The sequence below is a fragment of the Nocardioides sp. TF02-7 genome, assembly GCF_022437945.1.
Lineage (GTDB): Bacteria > Actinomycetota > Actinomycetes > Propionibacteriales > Nocardioidaceae > Nocardioides.
The window spans coordinates 3,945,476-3,965,191 of sequence record NZ_CP092535.1 but is presented as its reverse complement, the minus strand read 5'-3'; the positions used below and the strand labels follow the sequence as shown (position 1 = coordinate 3,965,191).

Genomic DNA, 19,716 nt, shown 5'->3' with positions numbered 1-19,716 from the left:
AGGCAGCAGCCCAGTCGGTCCAGGCGCACGTCGCACGCGGTCGGTTCGCCATCGTCGAGGAGGCCAGCCGATGACTGAGGCCTCCCGCTACCTGAGCGAGTACGGCGACCTGTCGCGCCTGCCTCTGTTCAGCCAGCCGACCAATGGGTCTACGCCAGCAGCCGCCAAGCTCGGCGCTCCGGTCACCGCCGCTCCGCCGTCTGGCCCCGATGTCGACTGGTCGGTCGTGTCGGAACTGCGCGCTCGAGCGTCCGAGCAGCTGAGCCAGGCCGTCGCCTCAGACCGCAGCCGCCTCGACAAGGCAGCTCAGCAGGAGCTCGGCCGTTCGATCGTGCTGGACCTCATCGAGTCCGCCATGGCCGACGACGTCGACGCCGGCCGCGGCGCATGGAGCCCCGGGCGCCAGCAGACCACAGCGCAGGCCGTCTTCGACTCGCTCTTCCGCCTGGGCCGACTGCAGCCGCTGGTCGACGACGACGACATCGAAAAACATTGTGATCGTGGGCCACGACAACGTCCTTCTTGAGCTGGTCGACGGAACCCTGATCGATGGCCCACCGGTCGCGGACTCCGACCAGGAGCTCATCGACTTCCTGGTCTTCCTTGCCTCGCGCAGCGAGGTCAACGCTCGCTCCTTCTCCGAGGCCCAGCCGAGACTCCATCTGCGACTGGACGGCGGCTCCCGCCTGGCCGCCGCGGCCTGGGTCACGCCCCGTCCATCAGTCGTGATCCGACGGCACCGGCTGATGCAAGTCACCCTCGACGACCTCGTCGCCCGAGAGATGATGACGCCGACCGCGGCATCGTTCCTGCGCGCCGCCGTCCGGGCACGACGCTCGATCGTCGTGGCCGGCGCCCAGGGAGCGGGCAAGACAACCCTCGTCCGCGCGCTCTGCGCCGAGATCGACGCCATGGAGGCGATCGGCACCTTCGAGACCGAGTACGAGCTCCACCTCCACGAGCTCGGCCGCCACAAGGTCGTCCACGCCTGGGAGGCACGGCCCGGGTCCGGAGAGCGCGGACCCGATGGCCGCCAGGCTGGTGAGTTCACCCTCGACGAGGCACTCGTCGACTCCTTCCGGTTCAACCTATCCCGCCAGATCGTCGGCGAGGTCCGGGGCAAGGAGATCTGGGCGATGATCAAGGCGATGGAGTCCGGCACCGGCTCCATCTCGACGACCCACGCGGCCGACGCCGCGTCGGCGGTCCGCAAACTCGTCACGTGCGCGATGGAGGCCGGCCCTCACGTCACCCAGGGGCTCGCGACAAGCAAGCTCGCGGCCACGGTGGACCTCATCGTCCAGCTCAGCATGGAGACCAGGATCCATCCCCGCGGCGCGCAGCGGACGAGAAGGGTCGCCGAGATCATCGCCCTCGCTCCCGGCGAGAAGGAGGTCGGTTACGCGACCACCCATGTCTTCCGAGCCGATGCATCAGGTGTCGCCGTACCGGATGTACTTCCTGACGAATACCGGGCGCTCGCCCACCACGGCTTCGACCTCGGGGCGTACCTCTCGACCCAGCCGTACGGAGCCCAGCCATGACACCGCTGCTTCCCGCGCTGGCAGGTGGACTGGTCGCTGTCGGCATCCTCGGGATCGTTCTCGGTCTGCGACCGACAGCAGAACCACCTCGCGAGAAGCCCAGAGCCCGAGGCCGGCGTGTCGCCCTGACGTCGCGCATCCGGATGCTCATCATGGTCGGCGTCGGACTGGGCATTCTCGGCTGGATCATCACCGGATGGGTACTTGCGCTGGTCATCGCGCCGGTTGCGGTCATCGGTCTGCCGGCACTGCTGGGCGCGCCGCCCGCCGCCACCCAGATCAACCGGCTCGCAGCGATGGAGGAATGGACGCGCTCCCTCTCCGGCGTCCTCACCGTCGGGATCGGCCTCGAGCAGGCGTTGGTCGCAACGCTGCGCTCCACCCCGGCGCCGATCAGCCCTGAAGTCAGCCGGCTCGTCGCTCGCCTTCGCGCCCGGTGGGACACCGAAACCGCGCTCCGGGCCTTCGCTGACGAGCTCGACGATGCGACCGGCGACCTGATCGCCGCGAACCTCATCCTCGGAGCACGCCGCCGCGGCGCCGGGCTCGCGAGCGTTCTCGAAGGTCTCGCGGAGTCGGTCGCGGCCGACGTACGGGCACGCCGTCAGGTGGAGGCCGACCGCGCCAAGCCTCGCGCGACCGCTCGATGGGTGACACTCATCAGCACCAGCGTCCTGGTCGTCCTGGCCCTGTCCGGCAAGTACGTCGAGCCGTACGCGACCGCCATCGGCCAGGTGATCCTCGTCGTACTTCTCTCGGCATACGTCGGCACCCTGATCTGGATGCGGCGCATGGCCACCGGCAGACCGCTGCCGCGCTTCCTCGAGACCCGCCCCCGATGCGGTGGCGACGCCATGATCACGGGTCTCCAGATGGCTGTCCTGTCCGGCGGCCTCATCGGCCTCGGACTCGCTCTGGTCGTCGCGCGACTCCTGCCCGCCGAACCGGACCTCGCGGACGCGCTGGAGAGGGTCTCCTCCACGCGAAATCGCGTGAACACCAACGCTGCGGCAGCGAGGACCGGCAAGGAACGACTCGGACTCTGGGGCATGCGCGTACTGCCACCGGGACTCTGGGTGCGAACGCCGATCCGCGAGCTTGCGCTTCTGCGGATCTCAGTCGCGCAGTTCTACGGCGAGAAGCTGACCTTCGCCGGACTCGGCCTTCTCATCCCCCCCGGGCTCACCCTGCTCTTCAACTCACTCGGCCTCGGTCTTCCGCTCCAGATCCCCGCGATCGCGTCGATCGGGCTCGCTGTCGTCATGTTCTTCATCCCGAATTACAACGCGCTCGACGAGGCCCGGAAGGCACGCGTCGAGTTCGCCCGCGCCCTCGGCGCCTACATCGACCTGGTCGCCCTGGAGCGTCACAACGGCATCGGCGTCCGACAGGCCATGGAAGCGGCCGCGGAGGTCGGCGACTCCTGGGTCTTCACCCGGCTCTCGGAAGAACTGACGCGATCGCGGTGGTCGGGCCTCCCACCTTGGGACGCGTTGCACACCTTGGCAGGTGAGCTCGGACTCCCCGAGCTCGATGACTTCGCCGACATCATGCGGCTCTCCGGCGAGGAGGGAGCGAGCGTCTACGCAACCCTCCGTGCCCGGTCCGCCGCCATGCGGACGGCGATGCTCAACGAAGAGCTCGCCCAGGCGAACGCCGTCGGCGAGCGCATGACCATCCCCGGCTCACTGCTCGGCGTCATCTTCATGGCCCTGCTCGTAGCACCCTCATTGCTTCGCATGTTCACGGCCTCGTGACACGGAAGGACAGATCCAGGGAGGAACTCATGTTGAAAGTCTTGATCCTGCTTCAACTGGCGGTCTTGACCTCGGTCGACGACCTCCGAGCCGTCCGGCGGGACGAGCGCGGCTCGGTGACCACGGAGCACGTCCTCTGGGCTGTCGCCGTGATCGCCATCACCGGCATCGTGGTCGCGGCCGTGACGACCTATGTCAAAAGCCAGGCCGGCAACATCAAGTAGCCGCCGCCGGCGGCGCGACGACCGGGGCTCGGTCTCGATCGAGCTCGTCATCCTGCTGCCCGCGCTCTTCGCGGTCATGTTCCTTGGGATGCAGGCCGCGCTCTTCTATCACGCCCGGACGGTGGCCATCGCCGCAGCGCAGGAGGGCGCGCGAGCGGCCGGAGCCGAACACGGCCGAGAGGCCGACGGCGTCGGAGCAGCCAACGACTTCCTCTCCGAAGCTGGTGGCGACGACGTGATCACCGGGACCTCGGCCACCGCCAACCGCACGACCACAACCGCAACGGTCACTGTCACGGGCTACAGCCTGAGTGTCATCCCAGGATGGAAGGTCCGGATCACGCAGAGCGCGTCGGTCCCCGTCGAGCGGCTCACCGCACCCAACGCGGCGGGAACACCATGAGGCGGCGGGACGAGCGCGGATCGGCGGCGATCGAGGCGGCGATCGGCGTACCTGCCTTCGCGCTGTTCGTCGGCCTGATCATCTTCGGTGGGCGTACGGCGACCACCCACGAGGCGCTTCAGTCGGCCGCCGCCGACGGCGCAAGATCAGCCTCGCTGGCGCGGGACGCGCAGACCGCACGCGCCGACGCCCGCGCGGCAGCCGTAGCGAGCATCTCGAACCAGAAGATCGGCTGCTCCGACGTCGAAGTCAGCGTCGACACCGACGACTTCAACAAGCAACCGGGTGTGCCCGGCTCGGTCGACGTCACGGTCTCCTGCCGCCTGAATCTCTCCGATCTGGCGGTCCCGGGTGTCCCCCGGATCGCGGGTCATGAACGCGACCATGTTCAGCCCCATCGACACCTGGCGGGAACGATGAGCCCTCGGCGCGACGAGCGCGGCTCGATCACCGTCTGGCTGGCCCTGGCCAGCTTCGTGATGATCTTCCTCGTCGGGCTGGCCGTCGACCTCGGCGGCCGGGTGCATGCCCACGAACGAGCCCACGATGTGGCAGCCCAAGCGGCTCGCGCCGGCGGCGAAGAGGTCGATGGCAGTGCGGCCATCCAGGGGGCGCGAGCTCACCATCAGCCCCGCTGCGGCTCGTGCTGCAGCTCAGCGCTACCTCGACTCGGCGGGCGTCACCGGGACGGTCGAGGTCACCAATGGAGACACCATCACGGTCACCGTCCACGACTCGTACGAGCCGCAATTCCTGGGCTTGATCGGCTTCCATCGGCTGGACGTGTCGGGCACCGCGACGGCTCGTCTGATCCGCACCTTCGGAGGTAGCCAGCAATGAGCGCTCTCACCTCTCGCACCCGTGGCCTGGCAGCCACGCTTGCCCTTGTCGCTTTCGTGCTCGGCGTACCGACCGTCCTGATCGCGATCGACGCGGTTCCGGACCTTGCGCAGTTCGCGTGGTCGCGACTCACTGCACCCGACGACGGGACGCTCGTGGTCGAGCTGATAACCGCGGTCTGCTGGATCGCCTGGGCCGTGTTCTCCTGCCAGGTCGTTGCCTCGATCGTCGCGCAGATCAGGGGCATCCGCACGCCACGGTTCCCGGGACTGGGCGTGCCCCAGGTCGCGGCCGATCAACTCGTCGCGGCAGCTGCCTTGCTCTTCGTCGCCGTGCCTTCGGCGACCGCGTTCCTGCCACAGCCGAGGGCCGAGGCGGCCGCGACAGCCGCACCGTTGCCCGACGACTCCCGAGTCACGGTCGAGCCCGCCGCCGCTGCACCTGCGCCAGCGGTCGAGCATCATCAGGAGAGAGAGTCAGAGGTCGAGCGGTACACGGTCAAGCGTGGCGACAGCCTCTGGAAGATCGCCGAAGAGCGCCTTGGCGACGGCACACGGTACGTCGAGCTCGTGGCGCTCAACAAAGCCGTCCTCGACGGGCGTCCCGACTTCCTCCTGCCGGGCACCATCCTGCGGGTCCCGGTCACCGCGGCCGCTCCGGCGGACGCCTACGTCGTCCGGCCCGGCGACACCCTCTCGGACATCGCAGAGGACGAACTCGGCGACGCCGACGCCTATCCCACGATCTACGAGGCCTCCAGGAACACCGTCCAGCCCAACGGTGACCGCCTTACCGATCCCGACCTGATCCTGCCCGGGTGGAAGCTGACCATCCCCGGACAGAAGCCGACGCAGGACTCAACGGAACCGAAGCACGCTAAGCCGCCGGAAGAGGTGCCCGATACGACCCCACCTCCGACGGAGGTCACGCCCACTGAACCGGTCGGCGAAGTGGAGCCTGACGCCGACGAGTCGGGCCAGGGTTCGGATGACAGCGTCGTGCCCGGCTGGCTCGTTCCCGGGCTCGCCGGGGCTGGAGCGGTCCTCGGCGGCGCGCTCTGGGTCGCCCTGCGCGCGCAACGACGAACTCAACTGCGCCATCGACGACCTGGAACAGTCATCCTCCCCCGCCCGCCGAGCTCCATCCAGTCGAGAAGACGGCACGAGCCACCGCATCTGTGATCGTGCCCCGGATCGACGCCCTCGACGCGGCACTGCGATCTCTGCCGCCGCTGCGCCTGGTCACGGCGACGCTCTCGGCCGACGAGATCTCCCTCGCTCTCCGCGAGCCAGCCCAACTGCCAGCGCCGTGGTCCGGGGCAGGCACCGAATGGCGGATTGATCTGGCCGCGGTGCCCGAGCGCCCCGAGGACTCGTTCCCGCCGTACCCACTCCTGGTGAGCGTCGGCCAAGGCGACCACGGCACCTTCCTCTTCCTCAACCTCGAGGAGCTCCGCACGCTTACCGTCACCGGAGACAGCCACGGGAAGGCCTCCTTCGCACGCCACGTGGCAGCTGAGCTGGCCGTCAACCCGTGGTCAGTCGTGACGACGGTGGAGGTCCTCGGTCTCGGCTCAGACCTCTCGTCCTTCAACCTCGGCCGCGTGCGCACGCACCCTCCCGGAGACACCGGCTTCATCGCCGAGCTCACGCGCAACCTGTCGTCCATCAACGTGCCGATCGACCCCGACGACTTCCACGCGGTGATCATTGCTTCGGCGGACAGTGCCGCAGCGGGTCTCGATGCGCTCGCAGATGCGATCGAAGCGGTCCCCGGTCGCTCGGCGGCAGCGCTGGTGGATCTCGACGGGGAGCCCCGCCCCTCGAGCGCTCACCTTCTGCTCACCGGCGACGGGCGTCTCCAGTCGCGCAGCCTGGGAGTCGATGTTCTCGCGGCGGGACTGAGTGCGGATGAGGCCCGTGCCTGTGCCCTGCTCCTGGATCTCACGCTCGCCGATACCGTCATTCCCGTCCCACACCGGGAGGAGGACAACTCAGTCTCCGACCTCGGGGGTGCGCTGGTTGGCCAACTGACCGAGCCGCGCTCCGGCGGGACGGTCGGTGAGGCGTCCCTGCTGCCGCTCGATGCACTCGTATACGCCGACTCCGCCGCGACGACCGTGGACGACGTCGAGATCCTCGCGCCGAAGGCGACACCCGAGGCTCGCGCTTCTGTCGAAGCCGCAGACCCGACCCTGGATGAAGACCTCGCCCGCTGGGAGTCACCGGCCCTGTCATCGCCCAAGCTGATGCTGCTCGGACCCGTCGCGGCTAGGACGACCGGGGACACGAAGGCGACAGCGCACCGAAGGCCGTTCTACGTTGAACTGTTGGCATTTCTCGCGCTCCATCCCCAGGGGGTCACCGCACATGACGTCGCCGACGCGTTCGGAATCCGCCCGGAGCGTGTGCGGGTCGACATGAGCCAGCTGCGCCGATGGCTGGGTACCAACCCGCGAACCGGCGAGCCGTACCTGCCGAAAGCTGCTCCGGGCGGAGATCCCGACGCACCGGCCCGCTACAAGGTCGACGGCGTCCTCTGCGACCTCGATCTGTTCCGCCGTCTCCCGCACGCGCGGACAGAGCCGCGGGGCTGACGGCATGGACGACCTCATCGCGGCGCTACGACTGGTCAGCGGTGAGCCATTCACCGAGCTGCGCAAGGACCACTGGAACTGGCTTCTCGACGGCGACCGATGGGACCACATCATGACCAGCGCGATCGTTGATGTCGGGCACATCGTCACGGCGCACGCGCTCGCCACGGGCGACAAGAGCCTCGCGCTGTGGGCAGCTCAAGTCGCCTACGCCGCCGCGACGTACGACGAGGTCGCGCAGCTGGACATGATCCAGGCAGAGAAAGCCAACGGCGATGACGGCGCCGCGGACCAGCACCTGAACGAAAAAGGTCTTCGACCGCCGCGACGACGACCTGCCACCCGTCGACCTTCCGCCGCGCACTGCCGGCATCGTTCGCGACAAGGACTGGGCAACCCGCGGCGGGCGCCGTCGGCACACTGGCTGAGATCTCCATGATCTCCTATCTCACATAGTAGCGAGGATTAGGGCTCCACCCGCGACTGTGATGTAGTCATTCGCCATGCGCGGACTCCCCTGATCGGAGATCCGCGCATCGACCATGACAGCGACAGTAAGGAATCAGCGCGTGGCGACCCACAGCCACAAGCGGGAAACCGCACGACGCAAGCCCCGCGCCGCACTCATCGCGGCACCCATCGCCGTTCTAGCAACGGGCGCAGCAGTGACAGCTGGCGTCCTTGGCTCCGAACCCCCATCCGACCTCCTGGCTGTCGATCAATCGGCAGCCGGTGATATCGCCGACCGTAGCCCTGTCATTTCTCGAGGCGATGGCAGTCGGGGCGACCCCAGCCGCCCCGCCGGACCTTCTGCACGCGACCTCGAGGCCGCCGCGGCGCCGCAGTTGAGCCCGGCCGACGAGGCGATGCTTCCCAAGGCCGTGGCGGCAGCAGTCCGGAACGCCGACACCCAGCTGTGGACGACCACCGAGCTCAACATCTGGACTCGGCCGGACAAGCAGGCTAGGCAGCTCGGAGTGCTCGATGCCGTCAAGAAGGTGTCCGTCACCGGCCGGGAGATGCTCGGCCGCCAGGAGATCGTGCTGGATGGAGAAGCTCGCTGGGTGACCTCGGGCTACCTCAGCGAGGAGAAGCCCGACCTAGGGCCGACGCTCGGCGGGGAGTGTACGAACGGCACCTCCGTACCCTCCAGCGTCAGCCCGAACATCCAGGCGATCCACGAGGCCGTCTGTGCGAACTTTCCCGAGATCACCACCTACGGCACGTTGCGCAGTGACGGCGAGCATGCACAGGGCATCGCCATGGACATCATGGTCGCCGGCGACCGGGCGTGGCAGGTGGCGGAGTTCCTGCGGGAGTACTACTCCGAATTCGGCGTCAATTACGTGATCCACGCCCAGCGCATCTGGTCCGTGCAGCGGTCGTCTGAGGGCTGGCGGCCGATGGAGGACCGTGGCTCTGTGACGGCCAACCACTACGACCACGTCCATGTCACGACGTACTGACGACACCGCCCACCGGCGGCGTGCACGGTTGCCGCTGGCCGGATGATCGAGGCACACGGACTCGGCGGCCAGAGCGACCTGCCCATCCCGCTCTCCCTGACGGTCGGCGGCGCGGTCGCAGCACTCGTCGTCTCCTTCGCGGTGTTGATCCTCGCGTGGCGGACACCACGATTCGATACCGAGGGCCAGTCGGCCGACCGGCCGATTCCGTGCGTGGCCTCTCGGGCCTTGCTCTCGCGTCCGGTCCAGGTTGGTCTTCGTGCACTCGGCTTCGGCCTCTTCCTCTTCACGGTCACCTGCGCGCTCCTGGGCAAGGAGCAGTTGACGAATCCGTTCTTCGGCATCGTGTACGTCTGGTGGTGGGTGGGGCTTTGTCTTCGCCTCGCTGCTCTTCGGCCCCGTTTGGCGGGCCATCAGTCCGGTCCGCACGATCAACAGCGTTCTCGGCACCCTCACCGGCGACGGAGGGACCGGCATTCGCGAATACCCGTCGTGGCTCGGGCACTGGCCCGCGGCGTTCGGCCTATTCGCGTTCGTCTGGCTCGAGCTCGTCTACGAGAACAGCAGCGAGCTGGCGGACGTGCGCCTCTGGTGTGCGGTGTACGTAGCGATCATGTTGGTCGGCGGGGCGATCTTCGGCTCCCGCTTCTACGAGATGGCCGACCCCTTCGAGGTCTATTCCACGCTCGTTTCGCGTCTTTCCCCGTGGTCGCTCGTCGGAGACAACGGTGACCAACGCGTCGTCATGCGCAACCCACTGGCAAATCTCGCTGCGACTCCGCCCCAACCTGGACTGGTCGCCGTCGTGGCAGTCCTCTTCGGCAGCACCGCATACGACTCGTTCGGCGAGTCACCGTTCTGGATCCAGACGGTCTACGGAAGCTCGCTGACCGCAAACACCCTGAACAACCTCGCCCTGATCGCCTTCTGCGTCGGGACCGGTCTCGTGTTCTCCGTCGGCTGCATGCTCACCGGCGTCGGCCCCGACACCAGAAGGCTTGATCTACCACGACTGCTCGCGCATGCCATCACGCCGATCATCGTCGGATACATCGTGGCGCACTACTTGACGTTGTTCGTGGACTACGGCTGGCAGACCCTGGCCCTCGCGAGCGACCCGCTGGGACGAGGCTGGAACCTGTTCGGCACGGCGAGCCTGTCGCCGTCGTACTGGTTCGCCTACCACCCCACCCTCCTTGCCACCATCAAGGTTCTGGCCGTCGTCGCCGGACATGTGACGTCGGCGGTGGCGGTTCACGACAGGGCGATCCGCCTCCTGCCCCGGCAGCACCAGGTAACGGGCCAACTCCCGCTGCTGGTCACGATGGTCGGGTTCACCGCCGGCGGCCTGTACCTCCTGTTCGCCGCCTGAGGCTGCCCTGGGCGGCCGGACACTGCGGGTGCCCGGGGTGGGGAAGTCCGAGCACCCGCAGCGGGTGGGGTCGAGCCCACTCCTACTATGCAACATCGTAGAAGGGTTCATGTGCCGACATGCGCTGCCGATTGATGAGCAGAATCTCCTGAAGGGAACCATCGGCAATGAGTACGACGACAAGCCCCGCGTCCCCGACCGACGGCACCCGGCGCGGGCGCCCCCGGATCTTCATCCTGGCGACCCTGGCGCTCGCGAGCGTCGCGGCCGCCGGCTACTGGTTCGTACTGCGCCCGGCTGCCAATCCAGCACCGCCCGAGCCGGGCGAAGTCCTTCCACTCGAGCCGATCCAGGTCAACCTCGCGGCCGGCCACTACCTGCGGATCGGAATCGCTCTTCAACTCACCGCAGACGCGGCTGAGCCTGACGGCAGCCGGGCACTCGACGCCACCATCGGGGCGTTCAGCGGCCTGCCGCTATCCAAGGTCGACGAGGACGCCGAACGGTCCGAGACGAAGAAGCAGCTGACGGCGGACATCGTCGAGATGTACGACGGCGAGGTAATGGACCTGTACTTCGTCGAGTTCGTGACTCAGTAGGTTGACGCCCGAGGAGACCCGGCGTCGCGGCGGCCAGGCTGCAATCCGACAGCGGGCAGGAATCGGCCCACGCTCGCCAGATAGCCCCGGTAGTCGTCGCCGTGGTGACGGAGGAGGTAGGGCTCTTCCACGACCCGCACCTGGAGCTCGATGGCCACCACGAGCACGATCCAGCCGAGCAGGGCAATCACGTTGGGGACGATCAGGGCGATCCCTGCGCCGGTCACGATCATCGCCGTGAAGATCGGGTTGCGCACGAGCGCGAACGGACCGTGCGTGACCAGGGCCGTATGTTCATCCTCGTCCACACCCACCCGCCAGTTGTCGCCCATGCTGAGCTGGGTCAGGAACGTGCCGACGATGCCCAGCAGAGTCAGCCCGATGCCGAGCACAGCGACTCGCGGATCGGCGAGCGGGCCGACCGCTTCCAGTCCCAGGAGTCCCGCACCCGGACCGAGCACAGCGGTCAGCAGCGCTGCGGCGAACAGGATTCCCGCCCACCATTCCGCAGTGCCCGGCGACCCGCTCAGGCCCCGGAAGCCACTGTCGCCCGTACGACGAACCTGAACCACCGTCCTGATGCCGAACCCGACCAGGACATAAAGGGCGAGCAAGCCGAGCGCGGCTACTTCCATCCCCATCACCGCATCACCTCAGCCACATTATTATCGTCATGTAGCGATGTGATCGCTGAGTGACGTCCTGTCAACGAGCATCCGGGCGATCGCGTCCATCGCCACACAGACCGTCCCCCTGGTCACCCTCATCGGCGCGTGCGTCCGCCCGCCGTCGGACAATGACCACGACACCCAGGACGATGAACGGGCCGAAGGCGAGGAGCAGGGTCGCGATCTGTTCGGCAGGATGCAGGGTGCCGAGGTGCATCGGAGTCACACCCGATTGTCTACTAGCCTGCATAGGACCCAGGGAGCCGGACCAGATCCGGGACAGCAGCAGAGGAGCGCAGGTGGACGAGGCACGGTACGGAAGGCAGCCTCGATGGCGCGCTGTGGCGCTCGGACTCCCTCCTGCGCTCTGCATGATCCTGATTGGCGGCTACTGGACGCTGGAGTCCTGGGGCGTGTTCGGCAGCGGCCGTTCCTCGGGCACGCTGGAGGTCGTCGGCCCCATCGTCGCTGGCTTCGGAGTGTCCTTGGGATACGTCTGCCTGCGGCGAAGGTGAGGCTCGCTACTATCCTCGTTAGGAGACAGTTCGACGAGGCGCAGACCGCGCGTGGCGAGGAGGCGGCTGTGCGTGCTTCCACGAGTGCCTACAGCGAGCGGCTGCACGTTCCCGTTCGCTGGTGGCTGACGTGGCTGACGTTCGTAGCCACGTTCTGGGTCGCGATGGTCGTGGCCCTGCCTCCCGCGTGGACGTGGGGCTTCACCGCCGGGCTCGTTGCGATCGTGGTAGCTGCCCTCAGCGCGTACGGCACCGCCCGCATCCGAGTCGCCGACGGCTTGCTCGAGGCCGGACGTGCTCGGATCGAGCTCCCGTACCTGGGGGCGGTGGAGGTTCTCGACCGAGCGCGCATGCGGGACGTCGCCGGGCCAGAGGCAGATGCTCGCGCCTTTCTGCTGCTCCGCCCCTACGTACGCGGAGGCGTGCGGGTCATGCTCGCCGACCCCGCCGATCCGACGCCGTACTGGCTGCTGAGCTCCCGCAATCCCCAGCGACTTGCCAGTGCGTTGAGTTCGGCCATGTCGACCACCGTCGAGGTTGGTCGTTCATGACCGTGCCGATCGGCCCGGACGATCCGGCAGACGCTCCACTGCAGGCATCACCGGCGTCGCCGCTGCTCTGGCTGCGCGCGACGACGGTCGCGTCGATCACCTCGACCCTCGGCGTCGTGGCACACGTGAGCGCCGGCGGACTGCTCCCGCAGCCGGTGTTCCTGATCGTCCTGACAGTGGCACTGACATCCCTCGTGACGCCTCTCCTCCTTCGCCCCGCTGGATATCGGACGCTGCTCCTGATCATCGGAGCAGGGCAAGCGGTAGTGCACGCCGTCCTCACCGCGACGGCCGGCCACGCCGTGCAGTCACACGCCACCCCCATCCGTGAGCGGCGCTGACGCAACGACTCCCCGATCGACCGGAGCACCTCACCTCCTCGCGATCGCCCCAGACACGGCGGAGACCGGACCGAGGCCTGGGCCCCACTGGGTCTCGCACCTGCTGGCAGACCTGTCCGGGACGAACGCGCTGATGTCCTTGGCGCATCTGGCGGCCGCCGCAGGCGTGGCGTTCTGGTTGTGGCGGGGAGAGCAGGCGCTGTGGACCCTGATCAGCCTTCTCGCGCGGCGCCTGGCGGCACGCCCTGAGACCACGCGACTCCTGCCGGTGAGGATCAGCCGAACCCCTCCGGCGGTCGATTGGTCTCGTCGGATGCCCCTCGCCACGTCGGCGGATCGGCGCGTCCATCACGCGTCGCGGGCCGCCGCGGATCCCCTGCTCTTCAAGTTCTCAGGTGGCGACCCGTCTGTCATGAGGCGACGGGAGTGCCGCCTGGCCTCCCCTACCGCCCTCTTGAACGGAGACACCTATAACCAAGCGTGGTTTCACCCTGCCTGCCGCCGCCTTGATTGCCGGGCTAGTCCTCAGCGCATGCGCCGGCCCGGCTGAGAACGGGACCGACTCCAGCCCGACCCCAGCGCCGACCGCACCAACATCGTCGACGACGGCCGAGCCCCCCGACGTCTGCCCCGCCGACCGAGGAGCCGTCCGGCCCGACCCTCGCCGTCACCATCAGCGGCACCGACGTGGGGCCGAACGCCGAGCAGATCACTGTCTCTGCCGGCGATCCCATCACCATCACCCTCGAGACTGACCGCGCCGGCGAGCTCCACGTCCACTCCAAGCCGGAGCAGTACGTCGAGTTCGAGGCCGGCCGGTCGACCAAGGAACTGACGATCCGGACTCCCGGAACGGTGGAGATCGAGGAGCACGACTCCGAGGCGGTCGTCGCCGTCGTCGAGGTGCGGTAGACGTGCTCTCGGCCCACGGTCTAGGGGGCGGCAGCGACCTGCCGATCTCCGCCTCGAGTGCCGTGATCGGCGGATCCGCCGCGCTGACGGTCTCGTTCACGGTGCTGCTGCTCGCCTGGCGCGCGCCCCGATTCGAGAGCACGGACGGCCCTCGCGTTCTCGCCCTGGCGATCACGCGCATCATCGACGCCCGGCCGACACGATTCGCCTTGCGGGTCTTCGGTCTGCTCGTTCTCGGCTTCGCGGCGTGGGCCGCGCTCGCCGGGCAGGATGACCCGGCCAGCAACCCCGTGTTCGGCATCGCCTACGTGCTTCTGTGGGTCGGGCTGGTCCCGGCCTCGCTGGCGCTCGGCCCCGCGATCAAGGCGATCAGTCCCGCCAGGAGTATCGCGTTCGTGGTCGCGTCGGCGTTGCGCATTGACCCCCGACGGGGAGTACGGGGGACTGCCGGCGTGGCTGGGATACTGGCCAGCGGCGGGGGCTTTGCTCACCTTCACCTGGATCGAACTGGTCTCTCCCGACGGCACGACGCTCGCAGTGGTGTCAATGTGGTTCCTCGCCTACCTCGCAATCGCGGTCGTGGGTGGGATCGTGTTCGGTGCCCCGTGGTTCGAGCAGGCCGACCCCTTCGAGGTGTACTCCACGTTGGTGTCCCGGCTCTCGATATGGCGTCGCAACGACGCGGGGGCGATCGAGGCGGTCAGCCCGCTGCGAAACCTCGCGGGCACGCCGGTGAAGCCGGGGCTGCTCGCGGTGACTGCGGTGTTGCTCGGCTCGACCGCGTTCGACAGCTTCGCGGCGTCTACGACGTGGCTCCGGTTCACCCAGTCCAGCTCGCTGGACATCACCGCGGTCGAGACTGCGCTGTTGGTGGGCGTGTGTGCCGTGGTCGGCGTGTTGTTCTGGCTGGCGACAGCGCTACCGTCCGGGTCGGCGCGGGTAGCGGGGCGCGAGATGCCCGGTCGGCTCGCACATTCCCTGGTGCCGATCATCGTGGGCTACATGGTGGCCCACTACCTGACTCTCCTCGTCGAGACCGGACAGTTCACGCTCATCCAGGCCAGCGACCCGCTGGGCACCGGGATGAACCTGTTCGGCACGGCCGATCGCCAGGTCGACCTGTGGCTGTCGCTGCATCCCACCCTGCTGGCCACGATCAAGGTCCTCGCGATCGTGACGGGCCACGTCCTGGGCGTCATCGCCGCACACGACCGAGCGATCAGCCTGCTTCCCTCCCGGGATCACGCCACCGCACAGCTTCCGCTGCTGTTCGTCATGGTCGGCTACACCTTCGCCGGGCTCTACCTGCTGTTCGGTCTGTAGCTACGCGTAGCGGTGCATCCACTGTGGATGTGCTCCGTGGCCGTTCCTCCTCAGGGGAACGGCCACGGGTTCGGCCGGCACCCCTCGAGGCTCTTGGTCTGCTGGACCATGACGGGGGCTGGATCACCTGGGTTCGGGCAGTACTCATGGTCGTTGCCCAGGGCGTGGCCGAACTCGTGGTTAACGAGGTAGCGGCGATAGTCGTCAAGGTCGTCGTACGTCGCAGCGCCGTTCACCCATCGCCAGGCATTGAGCACGACGAGGCCGCCGTTGCGGCACGAGAGTCGGCCGCCAGTGTCCAAGGGGGCACACAGCGCATCAGTGGTTCCCGGTGTGGCCAGGAGCACCCGGACGTCAGCATCGCCTGCGACGCGTTGCAGCGCGCGCGTGTCGCCCGCGGTCCAGCCCCGCGGATCGGTAAGTGTCGCGTCCACGATGCCCGCTGCCTTCCGCGCAGCCAACGGAACTCCGACCTCCACCTCGACGGTGTAGGTCACGAGCTGGCCCGCGCCAGTGGAACCTGTCGACCCTGGCGCGATCTCGAACCTCCCGGGGCCCTCCTCCGGCACGCGGACGCCGGCTTCGGCCGAGCTGGGCCTCCGCTTCCGCCGGTCCGGCCGGCCGTCGGCCTGAGCGCTCGCCCGTGGCGAGGGCTTGGCTGTGCGAAGCGGCACGCCTGACAGTGTCGGTGTCGCGGTGGGTGTCGCTGGACCGGTCTCCGCGTCGATCCGGCTGGGATCGGCCGCGGATGTCATCACGTATGCGCATACGACCGTGCCGAGGACGCCCGCCGCCCCAGCGAGAACAGCGGGCGTACGCCGCCGCCGCGGCTTCCTCCGCCGACCGGCCCGAACCGGTTCGGCGCGATGGCGCCCGGTCATCGCGCCCCGCCTGCGCATCGGCTCCGCGCTAGGAGCGCCCCGGCCAGAACCGCCCCGGCACCGACGAGGCACAGACCCGTTCGGATCATCGCCCCATACCGCGTCGCTAGCGTCTGCCGCTCAACGAGCGGGACGCTGGCAAGTGCCACCGCGGTTGTTCGCAGCGGGAGGCGTTCGACCACCTGACCGTCGGGGCCGATCACCCCGCTGATGCCGTTGGTGGAGGCGACAACGACGGCGCGTCCGGTCTCCAGGGCCCGCAGCCGGGTGATCGCGAACTGCTGCTCCAGCTGCGCGGTGCCGGTGAAGGACGCGTTGCTGGTCTGCACGCTGATCATCTGCGCGCCGTTGCGGACCTGACCGATCAGGCTGTCGTCGTAGGCGACGTCGAAGCAGATGAGGTCGGCGACACGAACCCCGGAGATGTCGAGGGGCTCGGTCCTGGTGCCCGGCACCATGTCGCGCGGAACCATGTCGAGACGGCCGATCTGGAGTCCGGCCAGTTGGTCCCGGAAGGGCACGTACTCGCCGAACGGAACGGGGTGATGCTTCGTGTATCGCTCCCCGACCGACCCATCCGGATCCCACACCAGCCCCTGGTTGAGAACCTCGTCGGGCCGATCACCGTCCACGATGGCCCCCACCAGCACGGGTACTCCGATGGCGGCGGCGGCAGCGTCGATCCCCGTCGTGGTGTCGGAGTCCTTGAACGGGTCGACCGCGGTCGAGTTCTCCGGCCAGACCACGAAATCCGGCTTGTCAGCTTCTCCCCGCTCAACACGTCGTGCGAGGTCGATCGTCGCGTCGACATGATTCCGAGTGACCTCGCGGTGGACGGCGACGACGTCGTTCCCTTCCCCGGGCACGTCGCCCTGCACCGCGGCGACCCCCGCGGTCGGGACGCCCTCTTGCCAGCCCTGCCCCATCGAGGCCGGCTGGACCACGGCCGGGAGCGCGAGACCAGCTGCGACAACCGCGACAGCACGCACGGCCGCACGCCTACGCTCGGTGACGAGGAGAGCCCCCAGCGCAGCCCCGCATACGACAACGAGGAAGCTGACCCCGGATGCGCCGACCCACGGAAGCCACGTCGCAAAGGGCGTGTCGAGGGTCGACCACGCCAGGCGCGTCCACGGAAACCCGCCGAGCGGCCACGCGGACATGGCGGTTTCCACCGCAACCCACCACGCAGCCACCCACAGCGGCCATCCCGGCAGGCGCGTCAGGAGCGCGACGCCAGCACCGAGAAGCGCGTAATAGGAAGCGACAACAGCACTGACGAGGAGCCAGGCGTCGAACCCGATCACCCGCATCCACGCCACCAGCGCGAGGGTGTAGCCGAGTCCGAACGCGTAGCCAAGGATTCCCCCGCGCCAGGCATCGACCCTGTGCAGCGCGCAGACCACGGCGCCGACGCCCAGCGGAAGCAGCCAACGCAGCTCGAGCGGGGCACCCGCAGCCGCGCAGGCGAGCCCGGCCAATAGAGCGAGCGGAAACCTCCACCACGATGCCCGTCGCCGCATCGCGCGGTCTCCCGCATCCTTCGACGGGGGCGAGGGGCGCAGCGGCGCTCGCGACCATGACGAGGTCCGACATCCCCTAGCCACCGACCGATGCGATCAGGTCCGCCAACTCCTCCGCGGAGGCCTCTCCGACAATGCGCCCCACGACGGCTCCGTCGGCGTCGACGCCCAACGTGACGGGCAGCCCCGGGACCCGAGTGCTGTCGAGCACGGCACCGTCGACGTCGACGAGCTGCGGGTAGCGGACGTCGCCACCGGCGAGGAAAGAAGCCGCGAACTCGGGATCGTCCTGCGTGTTGATGCCGACGAACCCGACGCTCTTGGTCTCCCGGGAGGCCTCCGCCAGACGCGGCATCTCCTCACGGCACGGCCCACACCAGGATGCCCAGAGGTTGACCACCATCGGCCGGCCATCGCCGAGTCGGGTCAGGTCGACCGAGCGGTCCTCTGTCAGACACGGCAGGCTGACCTCTGGCAGCCGCTCCTCACTGTCCGACGACGGCGGCGTGCCCTGCGCGAGCCTCCCGCAGCCCTCGATGCCGGGAACCGCCACAGGTTCGACGTGGATCGTTGCGCGTTCGCTCGACGGCACACCGGAGGGCGCCGCGCACCCCGCCACCAAGACAAGCACGGACACCAGGAGGCACCACGGAGCCCATCGTGCGCCCCCCGCGCCCGTCCGCCTTGCGCATCCCACCGCCCCTACCGTCTCGTCGCCCAACCCCGGATCGCGAATCCCTTCACTACTACGTACAGTAGTACTCCGACTCGCCGAGTCACCTACTGGCGACGACCCACCGCCCCGCACCCGAACGACAGGACGATGACCGTGGCACCAGCGTGGATGACCACCCGCACCTCCCGTCAGGCCTCCGGCCGTCACCCTCGAGCGCGAGTGGCTGCGCTGGCCCTGCTGGTTCTCGGCCCGGCGACGCTCAGCGGGTGCGGCAGCTCGGCTGACGACCAGGCGCCGGACCCGGTGGACGAATCGGCTGCCGGCGCGGGCGTGGAAGGCATCGTCGAGTACGACGACCTGACCAGGAACCATGTCGAGGGCACCGTCGACTACCCGCAAAATCCCCCGGTCGGCGGCGATCACGCCCCGGTGTGGATGAACTGTGGCGCCTACGCCGAGCCGATCACGCCGGAGATGGCCGTCCACTCCCTTGAGCACGGCGCAGTGTGGATCGCCTACGACCCCTCTCTCGAGACCGAGCAGGTCGAACTGCTGTCCGCCGCGGCCGACAGCAACGGCTACGTGCTCGTCTCCCCCGTTGCCGAAATGGACTCGCCGGTCGTCGCGACCGCCTGGGGTGTCCAGCTGCCACTCGACACCGCCGACGACGAGCGCCTCAACCAGTTCATCACCAGCTACGCGCAGGGCCCGCAGACGCCGGAGCCGGGTGCGCCGTGCACCGGCGGGATGGGCGGATGACCGATTCCACCAGTGCGCCTTTTCCGGGCCGGTCCCGCGATCGTCGTCTTCGTGGTCGTCGCTGCCGTCGCGCTGGCTGGCGCCGGCGTCATCGCCGGCATGATGATCGACGACGATCCCGAGCCGGTCGGAGTCTCCGCAGTCGACGTCGGCTTCCTGCAAGACATGCAGGCGCACCACGCCCAAGCCGTCGAGATGGCGGTGCTCATCCGCGACCGCACCGAGGACGAGGAGATCCGGAACCTCGCCCTCGACATCGAACTGACCCAGCAGCATCAGATCGGGCAGATGTACGGTCTGCTGGCCAGCTGGGGGCAGTCGCAGACCAACTCCGAGCCGATGGCGTGGATGGAGCCATCCAATAGCCCAGCCGACGACCCGCACGCCCAGATGGACGGCATGGGCACAGACTCGCCCACCGCCATGAGCATGCCCGGGATGGCCAGTCAAGCCGACCTCGACCAGTTGCGCGGGTTGCGCGGACGCCCGGCTGAGCGACTCTTCCTCGACCTGATGATCGACCACCATCGCGGCGGCTTGCCCATGGCCGAGGATGCGTCCGCGAATGCCGATGACCCGTGGGTCCGGACGCTGGCCGCGCGCATCGTCGAGGCGCAGAGCGCAGAGCTCCAGCTGTTGCTGCGGCTTCTCGACGACCGCGGCGGTCCCCTGGAATGACCAGGGACAGCCAGCGTCGCGGCTTCAGGGTACTCCTGCTGTCCACTGTCGCCCTTCTTTCGGCCTGTGGGGCCAATGCGGGCGGTTC

Annotated in this window: 23 protein-coding genes; 18 read left to right on the top strand and 5 right to left on the bottom strand. The window is 68.5% G+C overall.

Annotated elements, in window-relative coordinates; all coding sequences use genetic code 11:
- Positions 1 to 70: 70 nt before the first annotated feature.
- From MF408_RS20540 to MF408_RS20485, 12 genes are all read left to right on the top strand, one after another.
- On the top strand, positions 71 to 526 hold the full coding sequence (locus MF408_RS20540; protein ID WP_240249204.1) for a hypothetical protein: 456 nt from the start codon (positions 71 to 73) through the stop codon (positions 524 to 526).
- The gene (locus MF408_RS20535; protein WP_240249203.1) at positions 501 to 1,544 is read left to right on the top strand and encodes a CpaF/VirB11 family protein; all 1,044 of its coding nucleotides are present in this window, start codon (positions 501 to 503) and stop codon (positions 1,542 to 1,544) included. Before MF408_RS20540 ends, MF408_RS20535 begins: the two co-directional genes overlap by 26 nt.
- A 143-nt stretch (positions 1,545 to 1,687) precedes the next feature.
- Positions 1,688 to 3,301, top strand: coding sequence for a type II secretion system F family protein (locus tag MF408_RS20530; protein WP_240249202.1), 1,614 nt, complete (start codon positions 1,688 to 1,690; stop codon positions 3,299 to 3,301).
- 29 nt (positions 3,302 to 3,330) lie between these two features.
- Positions 3,331 to 3,525: a hypothetical protein gene (locus MF408_RS20525; RefSeq protein WP_240249201.1), complete on the top strand. Its 195-nt coding sequence runs from the start codon at positions 3,331 to 3,333 to the stop codon at positions 3,523 to 3,525.
- The gene (locus MF408_RS20520; protein WP_240249200.1) at positions 3,494 to 3,928 is read left to right on the top strand and encodes a TadE family protein; all 435 of its coding nucleotides are present in this window, start codon (positions 3,494 to 3,496) and stop codon (positions 3,926 to 3,928) included. The genes MF408_RS20525 and MF408_RS20520 overlap by 32 nt, the downstream gene beginning before the upstream one ends.
- Positions 3,925 to 4,758, top strand: a complete 834-nt coding sequence (locus MF408_RS20515; RefSeq protein WP_240249199.1) for a TadE family protein — start codon at positions 3,925 to 3,927, stop codon at positions 4,756 to 4,758. The genes MF408_RS20520 and MF408_RS20515 overlap by 4 nt, the downstream gene beginning before the upstream one ends.
- Before the next feature lie 6 nt (positions 4,759 to 4,764).
- The gene (locus MF408_RS20510; RefSeq protein WP_240249198.1) at positions 4,765 to 5,949 is read left to right on the top strand and encodes a LysM peptidoglycan-binding domain-containing protein; all 1,185 of its coding nucleotides are present in this window, start codon (positions 4,765 to 4,767) and stop codon (positions 5,947 to 5,949) included.
- Positions 5,946 to 7,364 carry a hypothetical protein gene (locus tag MF408_RS20505; RefSeq protein ID WP_240249197.1) on the top strand — a complete coding sequence of 473 codons (1,419 nt, stop codon included), beginning with the start codon at positions 5,946 to 5,948 and terminating at the stop codon, positions 7,362 to 7,364. The genes MF408_RS20510 and MF408_RS20505 overlap by 4 nt, the downstream gene beginning before the upstream one ends.
- Positions 7,365 to 7,368: 4 nt before the next feature.
- The gene (locus tag MF408_RS20500; RefSeq protein WP_240249196.1) at positions 7,369 to 7,803 is read left to right on the top strand and encodes a hypothetical protein; all 435 of its coding nucleotides are present in this window, start codon (positions 7,369 to 7,371) and stop codon (positions 7,801 to 7,803) included.
- Positions 7,804 to 7,933: 130 nt separating this feature from the next.
- Positions 7,934 to 8,830 carry a hypothetical protein gene (locus MF408_RS20495; RefSeq protein ID WP_240249195.1) on the top strand — a complete coding sequence of 299 codons (897 nt, stop codon included), beginning with the start codon at positions 7,934 to 7,936 and terminating at the stop codon, positions 8,828 to 8,830.
- Between the two features lie 613 nt (positions 8,831 to 9,443).
- Positions 9,444 to 10,202: a hypothetical protein gene (locus tag MF408_RS20490; protein ID WP_240249194.1), complete on the top strand. Its 759-nt coding sequence runs from the start codon at positions 9,444 to 9,446 to the stop codon at positions 10,200 to 10,202.
- Positions 10,203 to 10,369: 167 nt separating this feature from the next.
- Complete coding sequence (locus tag MF408_RS20485; RefSeq protein ID WP_240249193.1) at positions 10,370 to 10,801, top strand: flagellar basal body-associated FliL family protein; 432 nt, start codon at positions 10,370 to 10,372, stop codon at positions 10,799 to 10,801.
- Here MF408_RS20485 and MF408_RS20480 read toward each other — a convergent pair.
- Together MF408_RS20480 and MF408_RS20475 are read right to left on the bottom strand one after the other, a co-directional pair.
- Entirely contained in the window at positions 10,795 to 11,442 is a 648-nt protein-coding gene (locus MF408_RS20480; protein ID WP_240252084.1) for an isoprenylcysteine carboxylmethyltransferase family protein, read from the bottom strand. The two genes, MF408_RS20485 and MF408_RS20480, sit on opposite strands and share 7 nt — an antisense overlap.
- A 64-nt stretch (positions 11,443 to 11,506) precedes the next feature.
- Positions 11,507 to 11,695: a hypothetical protein gene (locus MF408_RS20475; protein ID WP_240249192.1), complete on the bottom strand. Its 189-nt coding sequence runs from the start codon at positions 11,693 to 11,695 to the stop codon at positions 11,507 to 11,509.
- Positions 11,696 to 12,052: 357 nt separating this feature from the next.
- Here MF408_RS20475 and MF408_RS20470 point away from each other — a divergent pair, with 357 nt between their 5' ends.
- From MF408_RS20470 to MF408_RS20455, 4 genes are all read left to right on the top strand, one after another.
- Positions 12,053 to 12,535: a DUF3093 domain-containing protein gene (locus tag MF408_RS20470; RefSeq protein WP_240249191.1), complete on the top strand. Its 483-nt coding sequence runs from the start codon at positions 12,053 to 12,055 to the stop codon at positions 12,533 to 12,535.
- On the top strand, positions 12,532 to 12,876 hold the full coding sequence (locus MF408_RS20465) for a hypothetical protein (protein WP_240249190.1): 345 nt from the start codon (positions 12,532 to 12,534) through the stop codon (positions 12,874 to 12,876). Before MF408_RS20470 ends, MF408_RS20465 begins: the two co-directional genes overlap by 4 nt.
- 687 nt (positions 12,877 to 13,563) lie before the next feature.
- Positions 13,564 to 13,788: a hypothetical protein gene (locus MF408_RS20460; RefSeq protein WP_240249189.1), complete on the top strand. Its 225-nt coding sequence runs from the start codon at positions 13,564 to 13,566 to the stop codon at positions 13,786 to 13,788.
- Positions 13,789 to 14,271: 483 nt separating this feature from the next.
- Complete coding sequence (locus MF408_RS20455; RefSeq protein WP_240249188.1) at positions 14,272 to 15,111, top strand: hypothetical protein; 840 nt, start codon at positions 14,272 to 14,274, stop codon at positions 15,109 to 15,111.
- Positions 15,112 to 15,161: 50 nt separating this feature from the next.
- On the opposite strand, the gene MF408_RS20450 is transcribed toward MF408_RS20455, so the two are convergent.
- From MF408_RS20450 to MF408_RS20440, 3 genes are all read right to left on the bottom strand, one after another.
- The gene (locus MF408_RS20450) at positions 15,162 to 15,866 is read right to left on the bottom strand and encodes a DUF3152 domain-containing protein (RefSeq protein ID WP_240249187.1); all 705 of its coding nucleotides are present in this window, start codon (positions 15,864 to 15,866) and stop codon (positions 15,162 to 15,164) included.
- A 122-nt stretch (positions 15,867 to 15,988) separates the two neighbouring features.
- On the bottom strand, positions 15,989 to 17,473 hold the full coding sequence (lnt, locus tag MF408_RS20445; RefSeq protein ID WP_240249186.1) for an apolipoprotein N-acyltransferase: 1,485 nt from the start codon (positions 17,471 to 17,473) through the stop codon (positions 15,989 to 15,991).
- A gap of 118 nt (positions 17,474 to 17,591) precedes the next feature.
- The gene (locus MF408_RS20440; RefSeq protein ID WP_240249185.1) at positions 17,592 to 18,152 is read right to left on the bottom strand and encodes a TlpA disulfide reductase family protein; all 561 of its coding nucleotides are present in this window, start codon (positions 18,150 to 18,152) and stop codon (positions 17,592 to 17,594) included.
- A gap of 258 nt (positions 18,153 to 18,410) precedes the next feature.
- Here MF408_RS20440 and MF408_RS20435 point away from each other — a divergent pair, with 258 nt between their 5' ends.
- A complete protein-coding gene (locus MF408_RS20435) occupies positions 18,411 to 18,950 on the top strand; it encodes a DUF3105 domain-containing protein (protein WP_240249184.1) in 540 nt (179 codons plus the stop codon).
- Between the two features lie 51 nt (positions 18,951 to 19,001).
- Complete coding sequence (locus MF408_RS20430) at positions 19,002 to 19,628, top strand: DUF305 domain-containing protein (RefSeq protein ID WP_240249183.1); 627 nt, start codon at positions 19,002 to 19,004, stop codon at positions 19,626 to 19,628.
- Positions 19,629 to 19,716: the final 88 nt, after the last annotated feature.

Excerpts from the sequence above, each read along its gene's own strand:
- MF408_RS20540 (WP_240249204.1), top strand. The coding sequence starts at position 71 with ATGACTGAGGCCTCCCGCTACCTGAGCGAGTACGGCGACCTGTCGCGC.
- MF408_RS20530 (WP_240249202.1), top strand. The coding sequence starts at position 1,688 with ATGCTCATCATGGTCGGCGTCGGACTGGGCATTCTCGGCTGGATCATC.
- MF408_RS20525 (WP_240249201.1), top strand. The coding sequence starts at position 3,331 with ATGTTGAAAGTCTTGATCCTGCTTCAACTGGCGGTCTTGACCTCGGTC.
- MF408_RS20520 (WP_240249200.1), top strand. The coding sequence starts at position 3,494 with ATGTCAAAAGCCAGGCCGGCAACATCAAGTAGCCGCCGCCGGCGGCGC.
- MF408_RS20515 (WP_240249199.1), top strand. The coding sequence starts at position 3,925 with ATGAGGCGGCGGGACGAGCGCGGATCGGCGGCGATCGAGGCGGCGATC.
- MF408_RS20510 (WP_240249198.1), top strand. The coding sequence starts at position 4,765 with ATGAGCGCTCTCACCTCTCGCACCCGTGGCCTGGCAGCCACGCTTGCC.
- MF408_RS20500 (WP_240249196.1), top strand. The coding sequence starts at position 7,369 with ATGGACGACCTCATCGCGGCGCTACGACTGGTCAGCGGTGAGCCATTC.
- MF408_RS20490 (WP_240249194.1), top strand. The coding sequence starts at position 9,444 with ATGTTGGTCGGCGGGGCGATCTTCGGCTCCCGCTTCTACGAGATGGCC.
- MF408_RS20485 (WP_240249193.1), top strand. The coding sequence starts at position 10,370 with ATGAGTACGACGACAAGCCCCGCGTCCCCGACCGACGGCACCCGGCGC.
- MF408_RS20480 (WP_240252084.1), bottom strand. The coding sequence starts at position 11,442 with ATGGGGATGGAAGTAGCCGCGCTCGGCTTGCTCGCCCTTTATGTCCTG.
- MF408_RS20465 (WP_240249190.1), top strand. The coding sequence starts at position 12,532 with ATGACCGTGCCGATCGGCCCGGACGATCCGGCAGACGCTCCACTGCAG.
- MF408_RS20450 (WP_240249187.1), bottom strand. The coding sequence starts at position 15,866 with ATGACATCCGCGGCCGATCCCAGCCGGATCGACGCGGAGACCGGTCCA.